Genomic DNA, 21,462 nt, shown 5'->3' with positions numbered 1-21,462 from the left:
GCGCTCAGCCTGGTCACAACACACGCGCCAAGTGAACGAACTGACCAAGGGAGACAACCAATGATTTCTTCAGCAGACTTTTCCGACGTGTTTGCCTGTCCCAATGAACCAAGGCCGCGCGGCGAGCTCCGTAGGGTAGCAGAGATACAGCATGATGCCTGTATCGCCCGGTGGGAAGACGATGGTGGGTTAATTCGCGATAGCGTGTCGCCCGATGCAGTGTCGCTTTCAAACACCGCCGATACTCATGACCATGATCCGCTGGCGGCAGACATCCTTTTCTCATTCACGCCGGCATTGGCCGTCATTTGGGCAACTGCCACCATTGTTGCGATATCCGGTGGTCTGACCGAAAGCCAGGAGCATGGTGGGAGAGGCATGTTCCGATGAGAGGTGCGAAAGCGCGTCGATCAGAGAAAACATTCGGCGGTTCGAATGCTGATGGATGCTGCAAACATGTTTTGAGAGTGTAACAAATCAAGAAGCGTGTCGGCCGTCACCGTCGCACCGACGGCGCTTGTTCAAGCGCGGTCAAGATGCGACCATCCAGCGTCTTTTTATCGGTGACTGTTCGCAAGTTCGCTGAGCCTGCCGTGGCGCAAATTTCTTCACGCCACGACAGATTTCGTCATTTCCTACGCACACCAAGCGTTGCCTGCAAGATTTCGGAGGAACCAAGTAATTGTTCCTTCTGCTTCACTTGCTTTGGTTTTCGGTGTTCACGGTTGCCTGTTCTTTTGGCCATAACATTTACCTCTGCTGGTGCGTGTCAATAAACAGACGCCTTCGCTATCCCTGCCTACCGGATCAAGCAGGAGGGTGCGGGGCATGCTGACACGCGCACTATCATTGAAGTTGCTGATAGAAATCCCTGGCCTGAAGCGAAAGCGCCACCGGACCAGGGCTAATTGCCGGTGAGCAGACTGGCCCTGATCATTAGGCAAAAGGAAAGACATCGTTTCCGCATAAAGCTATCGTGACCAACGGGGAGAATAAGTCAACTCCTTGAAAAAAAGATTTTTCATTCCCGCACTTGTATTCTCTACCGATGATCATACGTTGAAAGACATGTGCATGATTGCTTTCATCAAGGTATCGAGGCTGGCCGGGAAAACAGATGTTGTTTCCCGGAGCGGTCGCATGTTTCTCTGACGAACCGCACATCGCCGCCTCTCCGGGACAGCAGCCAAAATATCGGTTCATAACTCGCGCCGTCGCCGGCGCGTTGGCGGAGATCGACATGCTTCATAAAATTCACATCAGTGTCTGCTCGGACTGTAGCAGACGATTGCCGCGGGCTGCCGCCCGCTGTCCTTGGTGCGCTCATACACCCAGTGCTTCACCACGGTCGGTTTATTCATCGGCAAACTACAGACATGCGAAACAGGGTCGAGCAGATTCACTTATCGCTCGCGTTCATGGAACACGACCATGAGCGGCATGACGGAGTTTGCAGTCCCGCATGAGCGCGTGAAGAACCGGCCGCAAGCTCTGGCAGTTCAATATGGAGCCTTGCCGTGGCGATGGAAGCGTTCCAGCTCTAGCCGAGCGCAGGTCATGTTGATTACCTCGCGCCGCCGTGGAAGGTGGAAACTGCCGAAAGGCTGGCTCGTTGAAGGGAAGACGCCATCCCAGTCCGCAGCGCAAGAGGCATTTGAAGAGGCTGGTGTCGTTGGCGAAATCGCAAAGGAGCCTTTCGGCCAATACTCTTGCGTGAAGCTGCTTGAGGATGGACGCATGCTCGACTGCATTGTCATCCTGTTCGCTCTGGAGGTACGCGGAACGCTTGTGGACTGGCCTGAAAAGCAGCAGCGCATACGCAGTTGGCATGATTTCGATTCTGCCGCGCAATGCGTTGCCGATAGCGGGCTCTCAAAAATACTGGCTACGGCACAGCGAAACAGGGAACTGTTTGGTTGATGTGCCGTCGGCGCTCGGCGTCCTCGTTGAGCCGTCTGAAGCTTCCATGTTCATCAAGGAAGCGCGGGAAGAACAGGAGTTCATCATACCCTCCTCGCAGGACCGGCAGATGACTGGAGGACGCCGAGCGCCGTGAAAATGTAGCCGTAACCTTAAGTTCGGGAATATTGGCCAACTGGTTCCATACCGTTTTCAGGTGCCAGCATACGGCCTGGTCCACACGTTCAACGCAGAATATCAGCCAGCTTTTCGGGCTTGTTATCACCTCTGGTAAGATCAAGGCCGGACATGAGGTCGGCCAGATGGCTCTGCATCAGCCGGGCTGCATCGGCACTACGATGCGCCTCAATGGCGTCGACGAGGTCGTGGTGGGCATGGGTCTGGCAGGTCGTGTCGCGCCGCGACCAGTAGAGCGTGATGATAAGCGACGAATGCGAGACCAGATCACGAACGATATTAGTCAACGCAGTTTGATCCGCAATCTCGGCCACTCCGACATGGAAACGGGCCGACAATATGATCGCCTCGCTGTCGCGGCCTGCATCAAGCGCCTCATGTTCGCTTTTGAGGTGGCGCCGCAGAATGGCGATATCCTGCGGCGTCGCCTTCGATGCGGCTATGGAGGCAACCTCAGATTCAATTAGCGCACGCGCCTCGAACACGTCGCGCGCCTCCTTCTTCGAGGGATGCGCGACGAAGGCACCACGATTTGGCTCAAGCCGCACCAGACGGTCGTGTGCCAATGCCTGGAGGGCCGAGCGTACCACCGTGCGGCTTACCGCATATATGGTGGCGAGTTCGTCTTCCGGTAATTTTGTTCCCGGCATCAGACGGCGGCCGACGATGGCATCCTTGACCCCGCGATAGACAAGGGTCCAGCGCGTGGCCGGCTTCTCAAGCTGCGTATCGGGCTGCAGTACAGTCAACATGCTTCTATTTTCCCGGCGATGCATTCGAACGCTCCAGTGATACAGGGCTGGGGCCTGCTGCAACCAAGCGGAAGAACCTGAATTCTCACATTGCAAGTACGATGGTCAACCCCGTTAGCACGGTCGGAGCGATACCATATCCGCAGGATCAGGCTAAGCTGCTGAAACTCCGTTCATCGTGTTATTCAGTGGGCGACAGCGATGCGTAAGCACCGGCAAAGCGCTTTGCACGCGGAGCCTCGTAACTGCCTACCTTCGATGTATGGAGATCAAGCGCATGAAGGGATTCCGCGAGCTTCACCGCGCAAGCAACACCGTCGAGGACCGGAACACCATGCTCGTGCGACAATTGACTGGCAAGATCCGCCATACCCGCACAGCCTAGCACAATCGCCTCGGCGAATTCTTCCCGGATTGCCCGGGCGATTTCGTCGGAGATTTTGTGGCGCGCGTCGGAACCAGGTTTTTCCAGATCAAGGACAGCCACGTCGGAAGCTCGCACTTTGGCACAGCGCGTCGCAAGCCCATATTTCACCAGATTGTGCTCGATCGCCGGGACCGAGCGGGCAAGCGTAGTAACGACGCTGAACTTTCCGGAGATGAGGCTCGCCATGTGGAAGGCAGCCTCCCTATTCCAATTACCGGCGCCTCCGTGGCGCAGCGTGCCGCGTCGAGCCCGGTATCGTCGAAGCAGGCGATCACATAGGCATCCGCCGCCTTGTTCCCGATCATCTCGGCGATAATGCCCGGAACAGCGAAAACTTCGTCGAAATAGCCTTCGATGCTGGGAGGCCCGTCGTTCGGATTGACCGCGACGATTTCCGTGCCTGGAGCCGCGACGGAAGACGCGGCCTTGCCGATCTTGATCGTCATTGATGCTGTCGTGTTCGGATTGATGACAAGGATGCGCATACGCGGCCGATCTATACTTCCGCGCCAAGATAAAGGCGCTTGACCCGTTCGTCGTTCAGCAGTTCGGCGGAATTGCCGCTAAGTGCGACGGTGCCGGTCGTCAGCGCGTAGGCGCGATGAGAGATGCGTAGCGCCATGCGCGAATTCTGCTCGACAAGGAGCACGCTGACTTTCTCGTCGCGGTTGATGGCGACGATGGAGCGAGCAATGTCCTGTACCAGTTTCGGCGCGATTCCAAGCGAAGGCTCATCGAGCAGAAGAAGCTTCGGTTTCGCCATCAGCGCCCGGCCGATCACCAGCATCTGCTGCTCGCCGCCGCTCATCGTGCCGGCCTGCTGCGTGTAGCGTTCCTTAAGCCGCGGGAAGCGCACCAGCACGCGCTCCAGAGTGTCGGCGATCTCGGCCTTGGCCTTGCGCGTGAAAGCACCCATCAATAGATTGTCCTTCACCGTCATGAAGGGAAAAACCCGGCGCCCCTCCGGTACCATCGAGATACCCATGCGCACGATCTCGTCCGGTCCGGTGTCGTCGATGCGTTTGCCACGGAAGTGGATTTCGCCCTTTGTGGCTTCTTGAGTCCAGTGATGGCACGCAGGATGGACGACTTGCCGGCACCGTTCGCACCGATCAGCGCCACCGTCTCGCCCTCCTCGACCGCCAGCGACACCCCCTTCAGCGCGTAGACATGGTCATAATAGAGTTCGACGTCGTCGAATTTGAGCAGTGTTTCCATAGCCTACAATCCGATCGATTCATCTTCGGCACCGAGATAGGCCTCGATGACCTTGGGGTTTTGCTGTATCTCAACGGGTGTGCCCTCTGCGATCTTCTCGCCGAAGTTCAGCACCACGATGCGGTCGGAAATCGTCATGACCGCCGGCATGTCATGCTCGACAAGAAGCACGGTGATGCCGCGCTCACGCACCTTGCGCACTATCTCCACAGCGCGCTTGGTCTCGTCGTGATTCATGCCCGCGAAAGGCTCGTCCAAAAGCAGCACCGCTGGATCGGTGGCAAGCCCTATGGCGATGCCCAGCGCGCGCAGATGACCATGCGGCAGGGTAGAGGCGGTCTCATCGCCCAGATCGCCCAGGCCCAGGAAATTGATAATTTCATCCGCCGAACGGCCGAAGTCCTCCTGATCGCGCCGCGCCGCTCCAGTACCGAAGTAGAAGCCGGCAAGACTGGCTTTGGAGCGCAAATGATGAGCGATGATGACATTGTCGCGCACTGTCATGCCCTTGAAGATGGTGGTTTCCTGGAAGGTGCGCACCACACCCTTGCGGGCAACGATATGGGCGGCAAGTCCCGAGATGCGGTCGCCCTTGAAATGCACCTTGCCTTCCGTCGGTTGCAGGAAGGAGGAGATCAGCTTGAACAGGGTGGACTTGCCCGCACCATTTGGACCAATAACGGAGAGGATTTCGCGCTCGCGCACCGTGAAGGAGACTTTGTTAACTGCGACCAGACCGCCGAAACGCTTGGTCAATTCGGAGACCTTCAGGATGTCGGTCATGGTGCCGCTCTCCCCGGTGCCGTCCGCTTGGACTCCGCTCTCCTGCGTTGCCCCGGCAGCCTAAGGCTCAAAATGCCATTCGGCAGCAAAAGCATCAGTGCGATCAGGATCGAGGAAAAGATGAGAAGCTGGAACTCGCCTGTCTGGAAAAGCATATCCCAGCCGAAATAGAGCACGAAGGTGCCCAGCATCGGGCCGAACACATAGCCTAGTCCGCCAAGGAAGCAGTTGAGCATGAAGTTGATCGAGTCGACGACGGTGAAGCTCGACGGGTAGACCGATTGCGTGATCGCTACAAACATCGCGCCACCGACCCCGCCCAGGAACGAAGAGATGGCGTAGGCAAGCACGCGCAGATAGGTAATATTGACGCCGATTGACGAGGCCAGTTCCTCGTTTTGCTGAAGCGACTGGCACAATTGCCCGATGCGCGATTGTTTCAACCGATAGAGGCCACCGAAACACAGCGCCATGAGCAGCACCGAGACGATGTAGAAGGCAAAGCGCGGGTTCGACAGCGTGGCGAAATCCGGCACCAGCGTGATTCCGAATATCCCTATGCCACCTGGCTGCGGAATGCTGACGATTCCCCTGGCGCCATTGGTGATTGGCAGCGCCAGCGCGAGCAGGCGCACCACTTCCGTCAGCACCAACGTCACCATGGCGAAGTAGACCCCACGAAGGCGAAGTATCGGCAAACCGATCAGTACGCTGGCCACCACGCAAAACAGGCCAGCCAGTGGCAGCGTCACCCAGAAGGAGACACCGTAGCCGGTGACGAGCACCGCCGACACATATCCCCCCATCAGCGCATAAGCACCTTGTCCGATATTGATGCGGCCGATGTAGAAGGTGACCCAGACACCTGCGCTGATTATGCTGAGCAACGCAACGGAGGTGAGCGTGTAGTAGAGGTCGGATCGGCCTGTTGCGGTTATCAGAAGCGGCACAAATATCAGCAGGATGATCAGGAACGCTACGGAAACGGCAAATTTGGCTTTCAGTGTCATGGCTCAACCCCAGGGCTTGCCCATCAGCCCGTTCGGGCGGATGCTGAGGAACACCATCAAAAGCGCAAATATGACGAGATAGGTAACGTCGCCATATTCGCGCAGTACCGTGAGCCCGACCGATTCTACCATACCGAGAATGAAGCCGCCGGCGATGGCACCACCGACCACGCCCGCACCGCCGATCATCACCATAAGAAACGCCTTGATCGAGATAGGGCCGCCAATGCCGGAATTGACACCGGTTATGGTAACGAGAAGGCCGCCTACGGCTCCGGCCAGCAATGCGCCAAGCGCGAAGCCGATCATGGAATAGCGGTCGACGTTCACGCCCATCAATTGCGCCGCAATGCGGTCCTGCGCCAGGGCCCGCATGGCCCGCCCCGTTCGGCTGTATTGCATGTAAAGTACGAAGGCGGCGATCATCGCCAAAGCCACGATGCCCACCACCATGCGGTCGTAAGGCATGATCAGACCGTCCGAGACGAAGACCCCGCTGACGATCTTGGGGACACCACGTTGCTTCTCGCCGAATATGAGCAAGATGATCGCATCAAGGAAGAAAGCTACGGCGGCGGCCAGAAGCATGCTGCTTTCCTCGCGCTCGCTTCGCCGCAACACCGGACGGAACAGGAATTTCTCGATTAGCCCACCGACAACGGCCAATGTGATGGAAGCAGCGGCGAGCGCCACCGGAAAAGGCAAGCCCAGCCTGCCATATACCGCATAGGTTACGAAACCGCCCAGCACATACATCTGCCCGTGAGCGAAATTGAGTACATTCATTAACGCGAAAATTAGCGTAAGTCCGAGCGCGATCAGCGCATATTGAGCGCCGAGATAAAGCCCGTTGGCGATCACCTGTTCCATGATGTCAAATCCAGATGGCGACGCGGTAGGGACTGGTCCCGCACCGCGTGTTGTCACAACACGATGAATTCAAATACTCACGCCAGCCCACTGGAACCGGCTCGCCCAAACCAGACATCTGCGCCAGGGATTATTGGCGCAGACAATCTGTCGGTTGATCGCCTTAGAGCAATTCCAGGAAAAGTGTACAGCGGTTTTCTGTCCGGGATTGCGTAAAAACAAATACTTAGAGCGGTTCAGTGATTCTATCAAAAGCTGAACCGCTCTAGTCTACTTCACCGACGAACAGCGTGTCGAACTTGCCATTCTCGAACTGCGTAACCACCATCGGTACGGAGATCTGGCGCTTCTGGGTAAACGACGTCGTACCGACATATTTCAGCGTGCCATCCTTCACAAAGGGATTGGGTGCCGAGAAGGTGTCCATGGTCTTCTTGTATTCTTCCACATTGTCGATTGCCGCGGGGTTCGCCTGCAGTGTGTCGACGATGTATTGGAGCGCATAAACCTTGGTGTTGGATTCATCGTTATATTCGCCGTATTTCTTCGTGTAGCGATCGATGAATTCTTCCATGACGGGGGTACGGATTTCCGGCGTGGAGGCACCGCCGACGGAGATGAAACCGTTGGCAAGATCGCCCGCCCCTTCTTGCAGCACGGTGGCGTCCTGCGCGGTTTCAGCCGAAATGAGCCCCTCATAGCCGAGTTCGCGCGCGGAGCGGATCAACAGCGGCGCATTGGCCGGGGCAACGCCCGAAAGCACGAGCAGATCCGGCTTTTGCTGGATGATGGGGGTCAGCACGGGTGTAAAGTCGCGCGTATCGTTGGAATAGGTATCGTTCTGCGCCACGATGTCGAGGCCGAGTGCCTTGGCTGCCTCCACACCGCCGTCCCGCTGGCTGAGTGGGTCGGACTCGTTTGCTGCAACGAAGGCGACCTTTTTGACGCCCTCATTTTCCTTCAGATATTTGTAAATGGCCGGTGCCGACTGGTAGTTGGCAACCATACCCAGAACGGCGTTGGAAGCCGGCGGCGTGTATAGCGCCTTGGGGAAGGAATAGGGAAAATAGATGATTCCCTTGGCTTCGGCGACCGGGCGTACCGCAGCCGCACCATCATCGACATTAGGGCCAACCACATAATGGATGCCCTGCTCGGCCATCTTTTCCATACCGGCGACGGCCCGCTTCGGGTCCTTCTGATCGTCAAAAGTGACGAGTTCAATATTATAGGTATCGTCGCCGATTTTGACGCCGCCCTTTTCGTTCATCCAGTCGGCGAGCACCTGCATGGAACGTACATTTGAGGTGCCCCATGCGGCGGCAGGACCGCTGGTAACGCCCACGAAACCGATCTTGAGTGTCTTGTTTTCGGCCTGCGCCGAAGCGAGCATTCCCGCGATTGCCAGTGCGGAGACCGTACCGAGCGTCACGGATTTCAGGACAGTGCGTCTGCTGATCATGTTCATTCCCCTTTTGATCTCACGCTTTGATTGGTTGCTCTACGGCTGCGCGACTAAGGAAATGAGATAATAAAAATACATCCATGTCAACATCATTTTAAATTATTGTATACAATATTGCCTTCTGTTGTCGCGACCAACCGGAATGGACGGCATTCCACTTGCCAGGCCGTGCGAGATAATCTGGCTGTCGTGAATTCTCACCAACTTGGATCCAGCGTCGAATAGATTGCATTATACTGATTTGACAGCCCAATCTGACATTTCCGCAGGCACGCGAATCGCGTCAACCGATCCTCTGCCAGCGCCCGAATATTTAGCAGAATCAGTTGGATGATGTTACGCAGCCAAGCGTTGCAATTTAGCGGGAGCGGACCAAGAGAAATGCGTCAGGCCGGAACCAGGGTCGCACGCACGACGAAAAGAGACGCGATTTGCAAATGCTGTCTCAAGCCGCCGCCTGCTGACACTTGGCACAGGTCCCGCGAAACTCGATAACAGCCTTCTTGGGAGAAAAACCGGTCGAACGAACCCACTCTTCGAGTTGCTGGCCGACTTGGTGATCGGAGAACTCGGCGGCTTGCCCGCATATATCGCAGATGGTGAAGGCGGTCATGGAATGGCTGTGATCATGGGGTTCGGCACAAGCGACAAACGCATTGAGGCTTTCGACCCGGTGCACAAACCCGCCTTTGACCAATGTATCCAGCGCCCGGTAGACTTGAAGCGGCGCGCGAAACCCGTGATCACGAAGCTGGTCGAGCAATGTGTAGGCACTAAGCGGCGCGTGAGCGACTTGCAATTTGTCCAGCACCTGAAGCTGGTTCTTTGTCAACGCATTTCGTGCAGCCATGATCCTGCTTCCACTTGCCCGCGGGAAGACCGCAGATAGCTTCCTGAACTTGAAATAACCATTCGCCACCACTTTTGCTACCGTTTCCGGCAAGCAAAGACAACGAGATGGGCACAGCCTGCCAAATCCGCGCCTTTCCAACAGTCCCTATTTTCGCTGCGGCCCCTGGCGCTCGGCTGAAGCTGCCCATAAATTGATATTGGCTTCCCGCGCATAGGTGTCGATCTCGGCCAGTTCGGCATCGGTAAAATCACGGTTCTTCAACGCACTGACGCAATCCTCGATCTGCTCGGGCCTACTGGCACCGATCAGGGCCGTCGTGACACGGCCATTGCGCAACACCCAGGCCAAAGCCATCTGCGCCAATGTCTGGCCGCGCTGTCCGGCAATGGCATTCAGTGCCTTGATATTGGCAAGTGTCTGCTCGCTGATGAAAGATTGCTGCAATGACTTGCCTTGTGCGGCCCGGCTGTCTTCTGGAATGCCCTTCAGATATTTATCCGTCAGCATGCCTTGCGCCAACGGCGAAAAGACGATCGAGCCAATGCCAAGACCATCCAGCGTGTCCAGCAAACTATCCTCTTCGACCCAGCGATTGAGCATCGAATAGCTCGGTTGATGAATGAGGCAAGGCGTCCCAAGTCTCCTCAATATGTCGGTCGCTTCGCGGGTCCGCTGCGAATTGTAAGAGGAGATGCCGGCATAGAGCGCCTTGCCCGAACGCACGGCGTGATCCAGCGCACCCATCGTCTCTTCCAGAGGTGTGTCGGGATCAAAACGATGCGAATAGAAAATATCGACATAGTCGAGCCCAAGCCGTTTGAGGCTCTGGTCAAGGCTGGCAAGCAGGTATTTTCTGCTGCCCCATTCTCCATAGGGGCCCAGCCACATATCGTATCCGGCCTTGCTCGAAATGATCAGTTCGTCCCGATAGCCCGCAAAGTCGGTCCGCAGGATCTCGCCGAATGCGTGCTCTGCCGCACCACCAGGAGGCCCGTAATTATTGGCGAGATCGAAATGAGTAATGCCCAGATCGAAAGCCTTGCGCACGAGCGCCTGCTTGGTGCGGTGGGGTGTATCATCACCGAAATTGTGCCATAGCCCAAGCGAGATCGCCGGTAACCGCAAGCCGGAATTCCCACACCGGTTGTAGATCATTGTGTCGTAACGGTTCGCATCTGGCAGGTACGGCATATTCATCCTCAAGAGGTTTGTTGCAGGCAAGCTTCGTCGCAGGAATGCACGAAGCCAGGTTCAGGTTCATTCAAAGCAAGCACGTCTAACGCCTGCCATTGGCAAGCAGTGCTTCCGCTTGCTTGCCACCAAGCGGCGCCGGGCGCTCGCAATTTGTGCGCAGCGTGACAACTTTGCCGGTTTCCCCCGATTTCAAAAGGCTGGTCATCACATCGATTGCATGAAGTGCCAGTTCAAGCGAACAGCGATGTGGCCGATCTTCGAGAATTGCCCGCGCCATATCGGCAAGCCCCGCGGCCCGATAATTCGCCATCATCCCGTCCGGGTGCTTTTCATTGGCGACACCGAATGGATGGTTCCATTTCGGCACCGTCTTCACCAGTTTCCCCTTCTTCGTGACCTTGAGCGCCCCACCAAAGAAATTCGGGTCAGGCAAATGGATCGTACCATCCTGCCCATACAACTCCATCGGCGCATGGCCATGGCTCCACACATCCCAGCTATAATCCATGGAAATGACGGCGCCATTTTCAAACTGCAAAATGCCATGAACGGTGGTGGGCGTGTTGACCGGTATTTTCTCGCCAGCCCGTGGCTTGGAAGAAATTACCCGCTCACTGGCAGGGGTCGAAATAAACGCCACGACCTGTTTGACCGGGCCGATCAGTTGAATCAGATTGGTGACGTAGTACGGCCCCAGGTCGAGCACCGGGCCAGCGCCCGGCTGGAAGAAGAAGTCCGGATTGGGATGCCAACTCTCCATGCCGTGGCTCATCACATGGCACGTTCCACTGGTGATTTTGCCGACCTTTCCGGCGTCGATGAGATGACGGGCCAACTGATGCGCCCCGCCAAGAAATGTGTCCGGTGCCGATCCAATGCGCAGGCGCTTCCTCGCAGCGCGCTCTTGCAGGTCAAGGCCATCTTTGAGTGACAGGACAAATGGCTTTTCCGAATAAACGTGCTTACCGGCATTAAGGATTTCTCGTGAGACCTGGTAATGCACGCCCGGTATGGTGAGATTGACGACGATGTCGATGTCATCGGATCGCAGCAGGTCTTCTACTATCTCCGCGCGAACTGAAAACTCCCTCGCGCGCGCCTTTGCCGCCCCCATATCGATATCGGCGCAAGCACGGATTTCAATGTCGCGAAACAGCGGCACCAACGAAAAATACGTCGTCGAAATATTGCCGCACCCAATAATCCCGACGCCCAGCTTGCGTGCCATCTAAGCGCCTTCCGCCAAACCGCTCAACGTTGCCATTGAGCGGCGTGCGAAGCGCCCAATGTCAGCGGGATTGTCATGCTCCATGACAAAATGCCGGGCATTGGTGTGCGCTCGAAGCGCCGTCAACAACGCAGCCCAATCGACATTTCCGTGGCCGACATCTGCCCAGCCGTCCTCATCCAGCCCCGTGCCGGGCTGCGCTATATCCTTCACATGAACCGCAACGATGCGTGAACCGTAACGCTCGATCCACGCAAGCGGATCATTGCCAGCGCGTACCACCCACGCAACGTCGATTTCCCAGCCGATAGCGGGTGCTGCCGAAAGAACATGCTCCATCGGCACCGAGCCATCAGCAAGCTTCTCGAACTCGAAATCGTGATTGTGCCACGCAAAACCGTAGCCCCGGTTGCGCGCCGCCTCCCCAACCCTGGCAAGGCGTTCGCCCAGTGCGATCCAGCCTGCCTTGTCACGCGGCCGTTGTGCTTCATCCAGATAGGGACAGATCACCAGATTGATGCCAAGCACGTCGGCAATTTTGCAAACGCCATCGAAATCAGCTTCCAGTGCTTCAATGGAAAAATGACCGGACGGCATGGTCAATCCGTAGCTATCAAGCAGCGCACGAAAACCGGCCGGATCGCCATAGACATCGCCAAAGCCCTCGACCTCGCTGTAACCGAGATCGCCAAGCATCGCCGCCACTTCAGCCCATGGCGTGAAATTACGGGCGCTGTAAAGCTGAAACGACCAGTTCATAGCGCCCTTCTCCAGTTACGGCCCTTGCATGATTTCGTGACCATGATTGACCCTCTCGAAAGATTTCGTCAACACAGGAAACTACTCTCGCGCGACAAAATTCAATCGATTAACTTCGAGCTTGCTCGCCTTCTGGAGACAATACACGGCCAATGCGGGGCTACGAGATGAACACGATTGCCTCGCCCAATCATGTCACCCGTTGGTCGCACGAAGAACGCTCTATCACCTCCATCTCGAAATCAGACAAGCGTCCTCAAGCTGAAATATTCAGTTGGAATGATCGCCGGTCGCACCCATGGCCTCGACTGCGAATTTGACATCGACTGCACCGGCTTTCTCGAATGTCAGGGTGGCGGAAAACCGCTCGCCTTCTTTGGGTTGCTGCTTCAGTCCCATGAACATCAAGTGATAGCCGCCGGGCTTCAATTCCGCCTTTCCACCAGCCGGAATTTCAAGGCCGTCAGTAACCGGGCGCATGGTCATAACGCCGTCCTTGACCGACATTTCATGCAATTCCGATTTCGCCGAAATTTCAGATGAGATCGACACCAGCCGGTCCGGCGTGCTGCCATTGTTGGTGATCACAAAATACCCGCCGGCAACCTTTGCTCCAGCCGGCGTCGCACGCGACCACGGATGCTCGATCACAAGGTCGCCAATCTTGTATTCATGCGCCGATGCCATGCGCGAACCGGCAAGGGAGAAGGCAATGGCAAAAAGTGTCAGGGCGAACAAGTTGAAGAAGAGCTGATAGCGCGCGTTGGTCGTGCGCGAAGAGAGAGAAAGACAAGTCATAGAATAACTCCATGAAGAAGGGCGCCGGTATCCGGTCGCGATGAATTCAGATGTTTGGATGAGCGAGCAAGCGAAAGGTTCCTGCCGGGCCTGGCACGGCTGCTGCAACACAACCCCGCTACCGGCCTTTTCCGCAACCGCTTTCGCTTAAATCAGGCTACGGCCGGGGGCGCGCGCGGCTCGGATGGAGAGCGCGGGCGCTCGAAATCCAGATGAACCGAAGTCGGGAAGACAAAGGCAACAATATAATAGGAATGCTCTGCCAGAAACCGGTCATTCACCGGCGGCGTGAACGAAACGGATGCCACCAGCTTGCAGCCCAGCGCGCAACACGCAGGCACATGCTTTTGTTGCGGAAGGTCACTCGGGCCTTCGCGAGCCCCCTCATGCGTACAAATCACATTGCCGAAGGCATCGACTTGAGATGCATCGGGTCCAATCGCAAAAGCGAAGGTGCCGAGAACGGATTGGAGAACGAGAAAATAGGCGACTGTAAAAGCCGCCAGTACATCCCATCCATTATGCCGTCTGTTCAAATCCGACACCCCAAACTTCAATCATCGGATAGCATGGCCTCGTAAGGCTTCAAGCAGACAAATTGCCGCCACATTATATGCCGCGGCTGTCTTACGCCTAATCATCGCAAAAAAGAGCAGGCTCCATCTGGAAACGAATGCGCCTACTGTTCTTTCGTTGCCTGCCTGAGTTCAACCCGGCGAATTTTGCCCGAAATCGTTTTCGGCAAGACATCGACAAATTCGATTTCACGAGGATATTTGTAAGGGGCTGTCAGCTTGCGGCAGAAATCCTGAATGTCGCGCGCCAATTCGTCAGACGCGGAAAAACCTTTGGCCAGGATGATATAGGCTTTGACGATCTCACCGCGCGTCTCGTCTGCCTTGCCGATAACAGCACTTTCGGCAACCGCTTGGTGTTCGATCAGCGCACTCTCGACCTCGAACGGGCTGATGCGATAACCCGCCGACGAAATCAGGTCATCGGAGCGGCCGACAAACCACAAATAGCCATCCTTGTCGCGCTTTGCGGTATCCCCGGTATAGTACCAGCCATTGCGAAATGAAGCGGTATCGAGTTCTTTGCCGGTATAGTATCCGTGGAAAAGTCCGTTCGGATACGGTTCTGGCAATATTGACCGCAATATGCCCGACCTCATCTTGCGCAACGCGCTTGCCGTCTTCGTCAACAACATCGACATCGAACCCCGGCACCGGCTTGCCCATCGACCCATAGCGGACGTCTTCGCTGGGGAAATTGGCAACGATGTTGATCGTTTCTGTCTGGCCGTAGCCATCGGCTATGACCGTTCCCGTCGCTTCTTTCCAGATGCGCATGACCTCCGGGTTGAGCGGTTCACCTGCGCCAAGTGAACGGCGCAAGCCAGACAGGTCATATTGCTTCAGATCCTGCTGTGCAAAAAGCCGATAGACGGTCGGCGGCGCGCAAAATGTCGTCACGCCAAGCTTGGCGATAAGGCGCAAATGCAGGTCGGCATCGAAAGCGCCGTCGCCATTATAAAGCACAGTTGGCGTACCGAGCAGGAATTGCGGAAACAATATCCCCCATGCCGCCTTGGCCCATCCGGTATCGGTAAGCGACCAGTGCACATCGGCACGCGTCAAATCCATCCAGAAAAGGCCGGTCGCCGCATGTGCCAGTCCATAGCCGTGATTGCGCGGCACCATCTTCGGCATCGACGTCGTGCCGGAGGTAAAATAGGCCATCATCATGTCATCGGAGCGGGTCGGAGCAAATGCTGCGCGGTTGATATCGGGTGATGCATCGGCAAGAAGTTTATCCAGCGACAGCCAGCCATCGCGGGCCCCATCAACGACAATGAATGTCTTCAGCGTCGGACATTGCGCACGGATTGATTCTACTTTTTCACAATGTTCCAACGTTACGACAATCAGCTTCGCACCGGAATGATTGATCCGATAAGCAATGTCATGCGCGGTAAGGAGATTTGTGCCGGGCATGGAAATCACACCGGCTTTCATGCAGCCAAACAACACCGTGTACCAAGCAGGCACCCGACCAACCACGACGCAGGCGAAATCACCCGGGTGCGCATCCAGCGCCTGCAACGCATTGGCAAACCGGTTCGAATTCTCACTGAAATACGAATGCGGGAGATGTTCGACCGTCTCGCCATCACGAGAAACGGCAATGATCGCGGTATGATCGTCGCGCACCGCCCAATCATCAACGACATCAAACCCGAAATTGAAATATTCGGGAATAGGCAGTCGAAACGCGGTGGATGCCTTTTTATATTCACGCGTGACTGACGAAAAATCCATTTAGCCCTCCCGGTCGCCACAATACCGCTCACCACGTAAGAAGCGGCAAATTGCCGATTTCACCCACTCAACATGCCAACTCTGCCAAATCAGGCACTCGCCGCGATCATATCGGCAGCCTTTTCTGCGATCATCACCGTTGGCGCATGGGTATTGCCCGATACGATGGTCGGCATGATCGACGCATCGACAACGCGAAGACCTTCAATGCCATGCACCTTGAGTTGAGCATCCACCACCGCATTGTCATCGGTTCCCATCTTCGCGGTTCCTACCGGATGGAAGATGGTCGTGGCAATATCACCGGCAGCGCGAGCAAGGTCTTCCGGGCTGCTGATATGCGTTCCCGGCTTGAACTCCTCTGGGTGGTAAGGCTGCATGCGTTTGGTGGCCATGAGCCTCCTTGCCTGAATAACCGACTGGGCCGCGATATCGCGGTCGCCCGCAGTCGACAGATAGTTTGGCGCGATGACCGGAGGTTGGCGCGGATCGGCAGAACGGATGTGGATATGCCCGCGCGATTCAGGGCGCAGATTGCACACCGAAACGGTAATGGCGGGAAAATCATGCAGCGGCTCCCCGAAACGCTCAAGTGACAAAGGCTGCACATGGAATTCGATATTGGGCGTATCGAAACGCGAATCGGAGCGCATGAAGATGCCAAACTGGCTCGGTGCCATCGACATCGGCCCGGCCCGCTTCAAGGCATATTCAAGCGCAATGCCCGCCTTGCCCCACAAGCTCGCCTGACGCTCATTCAGCGTTGCCGCATTTTGAATGCGAAAGGCTGTGCGTATCTGTAGATGATCCTGAAGATTTTCGCCGACACCCGGCAATTCGTGGTGCACTTCGATGCCGTGCTGTTGCAAGATATGTGCCGGGCCGACACCGGAAAGTTGTAACAATTGCGGTGAGTTGACCGCTCCGGCAGAAAGCAGCAGTTCGCGCCCCACTTTGGCTTTCGTCATGCGCCCATGAGCGCCACGAAACATGATGCCGGTAGCGCGGCGACCTTCAAACAGAATTCTTTGCGCCGTGGCATCGGTAACGATACGGAGATTCGTACGCCCCCGCACCGGACGCAAAAATGCCCGCGCAGCACTGAAACGGACACCGTTCTTCTGGTTCACTTCGAAATAACCGGCACCTTCATTATTGCCGGTATTGAAGTCGCTGGTTGCCGGCACCCCAAGCTCGCCTGCGGCTTCCGTCACAGCATCCAGTATCGGCCAGCTCAGCCGTTGCCGATCGACGCGCAGTTCACCGCCTTGTCCGTGATGGGCATCATCAAGCTGGTAGTGGTCCTCCGAGCGCCGAAACAGCGGCAGCACGTCATCCCATCCCCATCCGGGATTGCCGGACTGACGCCAATTGTCATAGTCGCGGGCCTGACCGCGCATGTAGATCATGCCGTTTATCGAGGAGCAGCCACCCAGCACCTTGCCGCGAGGATAGGCAAGCGAGCGACCGTTGAGACCGTCCTCGGCTTCCGTATTATAACACCAGTCGGTGCGCGGATTGCCCATGCAGTAGAGATAGCCGACCGGAATATGGACCCAGTGATAATTGTCCTTGCCGCCAGCCTCCAGCAGCAGGACGCGATTGCGCGGGTTGGCGCTCAACCGGTTTGCAAGCACGCAGCCGGCCGACCCCGCACCAACGATTATGTAGTCCCATTCCCCGTAGTCCACGACATCGCCATTGCCAGGACCGCTATTCGAATTACTGCGCATGAAATTCTCTTTCGACCAGAATGGCCCGGCCTGCAATCCAACTATGGTAACAGGCGCTCGAAATATTGCGTCTCGCGCACAGGTTGATCCGGTTTGCCGCAGTTCATCGCGAAACCGGTTTTTCTGGCTCCGTCTTAGACAAAAGTTATCTTCCTACAAACGTGGTGACAGTGTTAGCATTTCGAGGTACGCATATTACCTCGGTCGATATCAGACGTATTTGGAACAAAACAACGCCTTTGCTCAAAGAGGCCCTGTCTGGGAGACGTCTGACGTAATCGACCGAATTTCATGAAATGGTGGGCAAGGTTCGGTGGCAAACCGACTTTGGTCACAAGGAGGGAATAGAAGTGAAATTAACGTATCTCGTTTCGGCAGCTCTTTTGGCTGCCACAGCAATTCCAGCTTGGGCCGGTGATATCTCCGACGGCAAGGTCAAGATTGGCATCCTCAACGATCAGTCCGGCGTCTATGCCGATTTTGGTGGCAAATGGTCTTATGAAGCAGCCAAGATGGCCGCAGAAGACTATGGTGGCACCGTTCAGGGCGCGCCGATCGAAATCATCACCGCCGACCATCAGAACAAGGCCGATATCGCTTCCAACATTGCGCGCCAGTGGTATGACACCGAACAGGTCGATTCCATCATGGAACTGACGACCTCGTCCGTCGCGCTTGCGGTACAGGGCATCTCGGCTGAAAAGAAGAAAATCGACATCGTCACCGGTGCCGCTTCAAGCGACCTGACCGGCAAGGCATGCTCGCCATATGGCTTCCATTGGGCCTATGACACGCACGCATTGGCGGTTGGCACAGGCGGAGCGCTGGTCAAGCAGGGCGGCGACACCTGGTTCTTCCTCACCGCGGATTACGCCTTTGGTTATTCGCTTGAAGAACAGACGTCGAATTTCGTCAAATCACAGGGCGGCAAGGTCCTGGGTGCGGTTCGCCATCCACTTGCAACGACCGACTATTCATCCTTCCTGCTTCAGGCTCAGGCCTCGGGTGCCAAGGTCGTCGGTCTGGCCAATGCCGGCCTCGATACCGCCAATGCAATCAAGCAAGCAGCGGAGTTCGGCATCGTTGCTGGCGGCCAGCGGTTGGCGGCACTGCTGTTCACCCTTTCGGAAGTTCACGGCCTTGGACTTGAGGCTGCGCAAGGGTTGACGCTGACGGAAGGCTTCTATTGGGATCGCAATGATGAATCGCGCAAATTCGGTGAGCGTTTCTTCGAGAGAACGGGCCGTATGCCCAACATGATTCAAGCTGGAACCTATTCGGCGGTCACGCAGTATCTGAAAGCCATCGACAAGGCAGGCACCGACGAAACCGAGGCTGTTTCCAAGGAATTGCATTCGATGCCGGTCAACGACGTCTTTGCCAAGAACGGCAAGGTCGGTGCCAATGGCCGCATGATTTACGACATGTATCTCATGGAAGTGAAGAAGCCTTCGGAAAGCACGAAGCCTTGGGATTATTATAAGGTTCTTGCAACCGTTCCTGGCGACGAAGCCTTCATCAAGCCGTCGGAAAGTGGCTGCCCACTGGTCTCCAAGTGACGGCAACGACAGGCCCAATGATGACGCCTGTCGCCGAAAATGACACGCCGCGGGTGGTTCTTTCCGCCCGCGGCTTGCGTCGTGACTTTGCCGGCTTCACCGCAGTCAATAATGTCGATCTCGACATACATCATGGCAAGATCCATGCCTTGATCGGCCCCAACGGGGCCGGCAAAACTACTGTCTTCAATCTCCTGACCAAGTTCCTCCAGCCAACCAGTGGCAGGATCGAACTGCTTGGCCGCGACATAACCCGCACGCCACCCGCCAAGGTTGCGCGCATGGGGCTGGTGCGCTCGTTTCAGATCTCTGCGATCTTCCCGTTCCTGAGCGTGCTCGACAATGTGCGGGTTGCCCTGCAACGTCCAAACGGTCTCGCCGTCCAGTTCTGGCGCTCGACCTCAACGCTCGATCAATTGACGCCTCGCGCCGAGGAATTGTTGCACTCGGTCGGCCTTGACGATGCAAAGCACCTGATGGCCAGCGATCTTTCATATGGCCGCAAACGGGTGCTGGAAATTGCCACAACGCTTGCCCTTGAACCGAAAGTGCTTTTGCTCGACGAGCCGATGGCTGGCATGGGTCATGAAGATGTCGGCGTCGTTTCCAACATCATTCGTTCGGTAGCCCGCGATCGCGCCGTTCTGATGGTCGAGCATAATCTGACCGTCGTTGCCAATCTCTGTGACTGGATAACTGTCTTGCAGCATGGTGAAATCCTGGCCGCCGGCGATTACGACAATGTCAGCCAGGATGAGCGCGTCAAAGTTGCCTATATGGGGACAGATCATGACTAGTCCCGCACCCATGCTTTCCGTGCACGCCCTTAACGCCTGGTATGGCGAAAGCCACGCTTTGCACGGCGTCGACCTCGAAGTCTTTGAGGGGGAAACCGTCACGCTTCTGGGGCGAAACGGCGTCGGCAAAACAACGACCCTGCGCACCATCATGGGCCTCATTCGCAAGCGCACCGGTCAGGTGGTGTTCGACGGCAACGACCTGATAAAGATGCCGCTTCACCAGACGGCGCATGCTGGCCTTGGCTATGTGCCGGAAGAGCGAGGCATCTTCGCCACTTTGACCGTCGATGAAAATCTCATGCTTCCGCCAGTTGTGGCACCCGGAGGAATGAGCGTCGATGAAATTTTCGAGCTGTTTCCCAATCTCAAGGAACGCCGTAACAGCCAGGGAACGAAATTGTCCGGTGGCGAACAGCAAATGCTGGCGATGGCCCGCATATTGCGCACAGGTGTAAAAATGATGCTGCTTGATGAGCCGACCGAAGGCCTTGCCCCTGTCATCGTTCAGCGCATCGGTGAACTACTGGCCACCTTGAAACAGCGCGGCATGACAATTCTGCTCGTGGAACAGAATTTTCGATTTGCCAGTCGCATCGCCGACCGCTTCTACCTGATGGAACACGGTAAGGTCATGGCTGGCTTCCCGGTTGGCGAATTGCCCGACCGAATGAACCAACTCCACGAAGTATTGGGCGTGTGAGATCGACATGACGATGATTTTCGGAATTCCCATCCAGGCATTTCTCGGCCAGTTGCTGGTCGGTCTGATCAACGGCTCGTTCTATGCCATGTTGAGCCTCGGCCTCGCCATCATCTTTGGCCTGTTGCGTGTCATCAATTTCGCTCACGGCGCGCAATATATGCTTGGCGCTTTCGTTGGCTACCTGCTGCTTGCCCATCTCGGCATCGGCTATTGGCCTGCCCTGATTATCGCGCCGATAATCGTTGGCATTTTCGGCATCATTGTCGAGCGTCTGGCATTGTCGCGCCTTTACGACATTGACCCGCTCTATGGCCTCCTGTTCACCTTCGGCCTCGCTTTGGTCATCGAAGGTGTTTTCCGCTACTATTATGGTGTGTCGGGAAACCCCTATTCGGTTCCACCGCTGCTTTCGGGTGGCACCAATCTCGGTTTCATGTTCTTGCCGAACTATCGGGGCTGGGTCGTCATTGCCTCACTTATCATATGTATCAGCACGTGGTTTGCCGTCGAAAAGACGAAACTCGGTGCTTATTTGCGCGCCGCGACGGAGAACCCTCGCCTCGTCCAGGCTTTCGGTGTCAATGTTCCAATCCTCTTGACCTTGACCTATGGCCTCGGCTCGGCACTGGCAGGTGTCGCGGGCATTCTCGCCGCTCCCATCTATCAGGTCAGCCCTCTCATGGGATCGAACCTCATCATCGTCGTCTTTGCCGTTGTCGTTGTCGGCGGCATGGGTTCGATCATGGGTGCAATCGTCACCGGTTACATGCTCGGATTGGCCGAGGGACTGACCAAGGTCTTTTATCCGGAAGCATCCAATATCGTCATCTTCGTCATCATGGCCATCGTGCTTTTGGTTCGCCCTGCCGGCCTGTTTGGAAAGGATGCCTGA

At 56.3% G+C, this 21,462-nt stretch carries 20 protein-coding genes and 2 pseudogenes; 6 read left to right on the top strand and 16 right to left on the bottom strand.

Going from position 1 to position 21,462, the window contains the following annotated elements; translation table 11 throughout:
* Nucleotides 1-60: 60 nt before the first annotated feature.
* Both AC0L7S_RS10645 and AC0L7S_RS10640 read left to right on the top strand, forming a co-directional pair.
* Nucleotides 61-390, top strand: coding sequence for a hypothetical protein (locus tag AC0L7S_RS10645; protein ID WP_473470848.1), 330 nt, complete (start codon nucleotides 61-63; stop codon nucleotides 388-390).
* 1,041 nt (nucleotides 391-1,431) lie between these two features.
* Nucleotides 1,432-1,920 (top strand): NUDIX hydrolase, encoded by a 489-nt coding sequence (locus AC0L7S_RS10640; RefSeq protein WP_473470847.1) that lies wholly within the window; start codon nucleotides 1,432-1,434, stop codon nucleotides 1,918-1,920.
* A 224-nt stretch (nucleotides 1,921-2,144) separates the two neighbouring features.
* Here AC0L7S_RS10640 and AC0L7S_RS10635 read toward each other — a convergent pair whose 3' ends face one another.
* The 16 genes and pseudogenes from AC0L7S_RS10635 to AC0L7S_RS10560 all read right to left on the bottom strand — a co-directional run bounded on the left by AC0L7S_RS10635 (nucleotide 2,145) and on the right by AC0L7S_RS10560 (nucleotide 17,508).
* The gene (locus AC0L7S_RS10635; protein ID WP_473470846.1) at nucleotides 2,145-2,849 is read right to left on the bottom strand and encodes a GntR family transcriptional regulator; all 705 of its coding nucleotides are present in this window, start codon (nucleotides 2,847-2,849) and stop codon (nucleotides 2,145-2,147) included.
* Nucleotides 2,850-3,030: 181 nt separating this feature from the next.
* A pseudogene (locus AC0L7S_RS10630) lies at nucleotides 3,031-3,761 on the bottom strand (aspartate/glutamate racemase family protein).
* A gap of 11 nt (nucleotides 3,762-3,772) precedes the next feature.
* Nucleotides 3,773-4,494: pseudogene (locus AC0L7S_RS10625) on the bottom strand (ABC transporter ATP-binding protein).
* A gap of 3 nt (nucleotides 4,495-4,497) precedes the next feature.
* A complete protein-coding gene (locus tag AC0L7S_RS10620; RefSeq protein WP_473470844.1) occupies nucleotides 4,498-5,277 on the bottom strand; it encodes an ABC transporter ATP-binding protein in 780 nt (259 codons plus the stop codon).
* Nucleotides 5,274-6,287 carry a branched-chain amino acid ABC transporter permease gene (locus tag AC0L7S_RS10615; RefSeq protein WP_473470843.1) on the bottom strand — a complete coding sequence of 338 codons (1,014 nt, stop codon included), beginning with the start codon at nucleotides 6,285-6,287 and terminating at the stop codon, nucleotides 5,274-5,276. Before AC0L7S_RS10615 ends, AC0L7S_RS10620 begins: the two co-directional genes overlap by 4 nt.
* 3 nt (nucleotides 6,288-6,290) lie before the next feature.
* Nucleotides 6,291-7,157: a branched-chain amino acid ABC transporter permease gene (locus AC0L7S_RS10610; protein ID WP_473470842.1), complete on the bottom strand. Its 867-nt coding sequence runs from the start codon at nucleotides 7,155-7,157 to the stop codon at nucleotides 6,291-6,293.
* Nucleotides 7,158-7,422: 265 nt separating this feature from the next.
* Complete coding sequence (locus AC0L7S_RS10605) at nucleotides 7,423-8,619, bottom strand: ABC transporter substrate-binding protein (RefSeq protein ID WP_473470841.1); 1,197 nt, start codon at nucleotides 8,617-8,619, stop codon at nucleotides 7,423-7,425.
* Between the two features lie 448 nt (nucleotides 8,620-9,067).
* Complete coding sequence (locus AC0L7S_RS10600) at nucleotides 9,068-9,472, bottom strand: Fur family transcriptional regulator (protein ID WP_473470840.1); 405 nt, start codon at nucleotides 9,470-9,472, stop codon at nucleotides 9,068-9,070.
* A gap of 147 nt (nucleotides 9,473-9,619) precedes the next feature.
* Nucleotides 9,620-10,666: an L-glyceraldehyde 3-phosphate reductase gene (mgrA, locus tag AC0L7S_RS10595; RefSeq protein ID WP_473470839.1), complete on the bottom strand. Its 1,047-nt coding sequence runs from the start codon at nucleotides 10,664-10,666 to the stop codon at nucleotides 9,620-9,622.
* 85 nt (nucleotides 10,667-10,751) lie between these two features.
* Nucleotides 10,752-11,897 carry a Gfo/Idh/MocA family protein gene (locus AC0L7S_RS10590; protein ID WP_473470838.1) on the bottom strand — a complete coding sequence of 382 codons (1,146 nt, stop codon included), beginning with the start codon at nucleotides 11,895-11,897 and terminating at the stop codon, nucleotides 10,752-10,754.
* Nucleotides 11,898-12,656 (bottom strand): sugar phosphate isomerase/epimerase family protein, encoded by a 759-nt coding sequence (locus AC0L7S_RS10585; RefSeq protein ID WP_473470837.1) that lies wholly within the window; start codon nucleotides 12,654-12,656, stop codon nucleotides 11,898-11,900.
* A gap of 270 nt (nucleotides 12,657-12,926) precedes the next feature.
* The gene (locus tag AC0L7S_RS10580; protein WP_473470835.1) at nucleotides 12,927-13,454 is read right to left on the bottom strand and encodes a copper chaperone PCu(A)C; all 528 of its coding nucleotides are present in this window, start codon (nucleotides 13,452-13,454) and stop codon (nucleotides 12,927-12,929) included.
* A gap of 152 nt (nucleotides 13,455-13,606) precedes the next feature.
* Nucleotides 13,607-13,999: a DUF2946 family protein gene (locus AC0L7S_RS10575; RefSeq protein WP_473470834.1), complete on the bottom strand. Its 393-nt coding sequence runs from the start codon at nucleotides 13,997-13,999 to the stop codon at nucleotides 13,607-13,609.
* Nucleotides 14,000-14,133: 134 nt separating this feature from the next.
* Entirely contained in the window at nucleotides 14,134-14,475 is a 342-nt protein-coding gene (locus AC0L7S_RS10570; RefSeq protein WP_473470833.1) for an AMP-binding enzyme, read from the bottom strand.
* The gene (locus AC0L7S_RS10565) at nucleotides 14,450-15,775 is read right to left on the bottom strand and encodes an acyl-CoA synthetase (protein WP_473470832.1); all 1,326 of its coding nucleotides are present in this window, start codon (nucleotides 15,773-15,775) and stop codon (nucleotides 14,450-14,452) included. Before AC0L7S_RS10565 ends, AC0L7S_RS10570 begins: the two co-directional genes overlap by 26 nt.
* 89 nt (nucleotides 15,776-15,864) lie before the next feature.
* A complete protein-coding gene (locus tag AC0L7S_RS10560; RefSeq protein ID WP_473470831.1) occupies nucleotides 15,865-17,508 on the bottom strand; it encodes a GMC family oxidoreductase in 1,644 nt (547 codons plus the stop codon).
* A gap of 350 nt (nucleotides 17,509-17,858) precedes the next feature.
* Between AC0L7S_RS10560 and AC0L7S_RS10555 the strand changes: the two genes are divergently transcribed.
* Genes AC0L7S_RS10555 through AC0L7S_RS10540 form a run of 4 tightly spaced genes read left to right on the top strand, consistent with a single transcriptional unit; the run spans nucleotide 17,859 to nucleotide 21,462 of the window.
* Nucleotides 17,859-19,067 (top strand): ABC transporter substrate-binding protein, encoded by a 1,209-nt coding sequence (locus AC0L7S_RS10555; RefSeq protein ID WP_473470830.1) that lies wholly within the window; start codon nucleotides 17,859-17,861, stop codon nucleotides 19,065-19,067.
* Between the two features lie 17 nt (nucleotides 19,068-19,084).
* Nucleotides 19,085-19,864, top strand: coding sequence for an ABC transporter ATP-binding protein (locus AC0L7S_RS10550; protein WP_473470828.1), 780 nt, complete (start codon nucleotides 19,085-19,087; stop codon nucleotides 19,862-19,864).
* Complete coding sequence (locus AC0L7S_RS10545) at nucleotides 19,857-20,567, top strand: ABC transporter ATP-binding protein (RefSeq protein ID WP_473470827.1); 711 nt, start codon at nucleotides 19,857-19,859, stop codon at nucleotides 20,565-20,567. Before AC0L7S_RS10550 ends, AC0L7S_RS10545 begins: the two co-directional genes overlap by 8 nt.
* A 7-nt stretch (nucleotides 20,568-20,574) precedes the next feature.
* A complete protein-coding gene (locus tag AC0L7S_RS10540) occupies nucleotides 20,575-21,462 on the top strand; it encodes a branched-chain amino acid ABC transporter permease (RefSeq protein ID WP_473470826.1) in 888 nt (295 codons plus the stop codon).

This window comes from Mesorhizobium sp. G2-6-1, from assembly GCF_055809095.1.
This window is presented reverse-complemented; position numbering and strand designations above follow the sequence as displayed.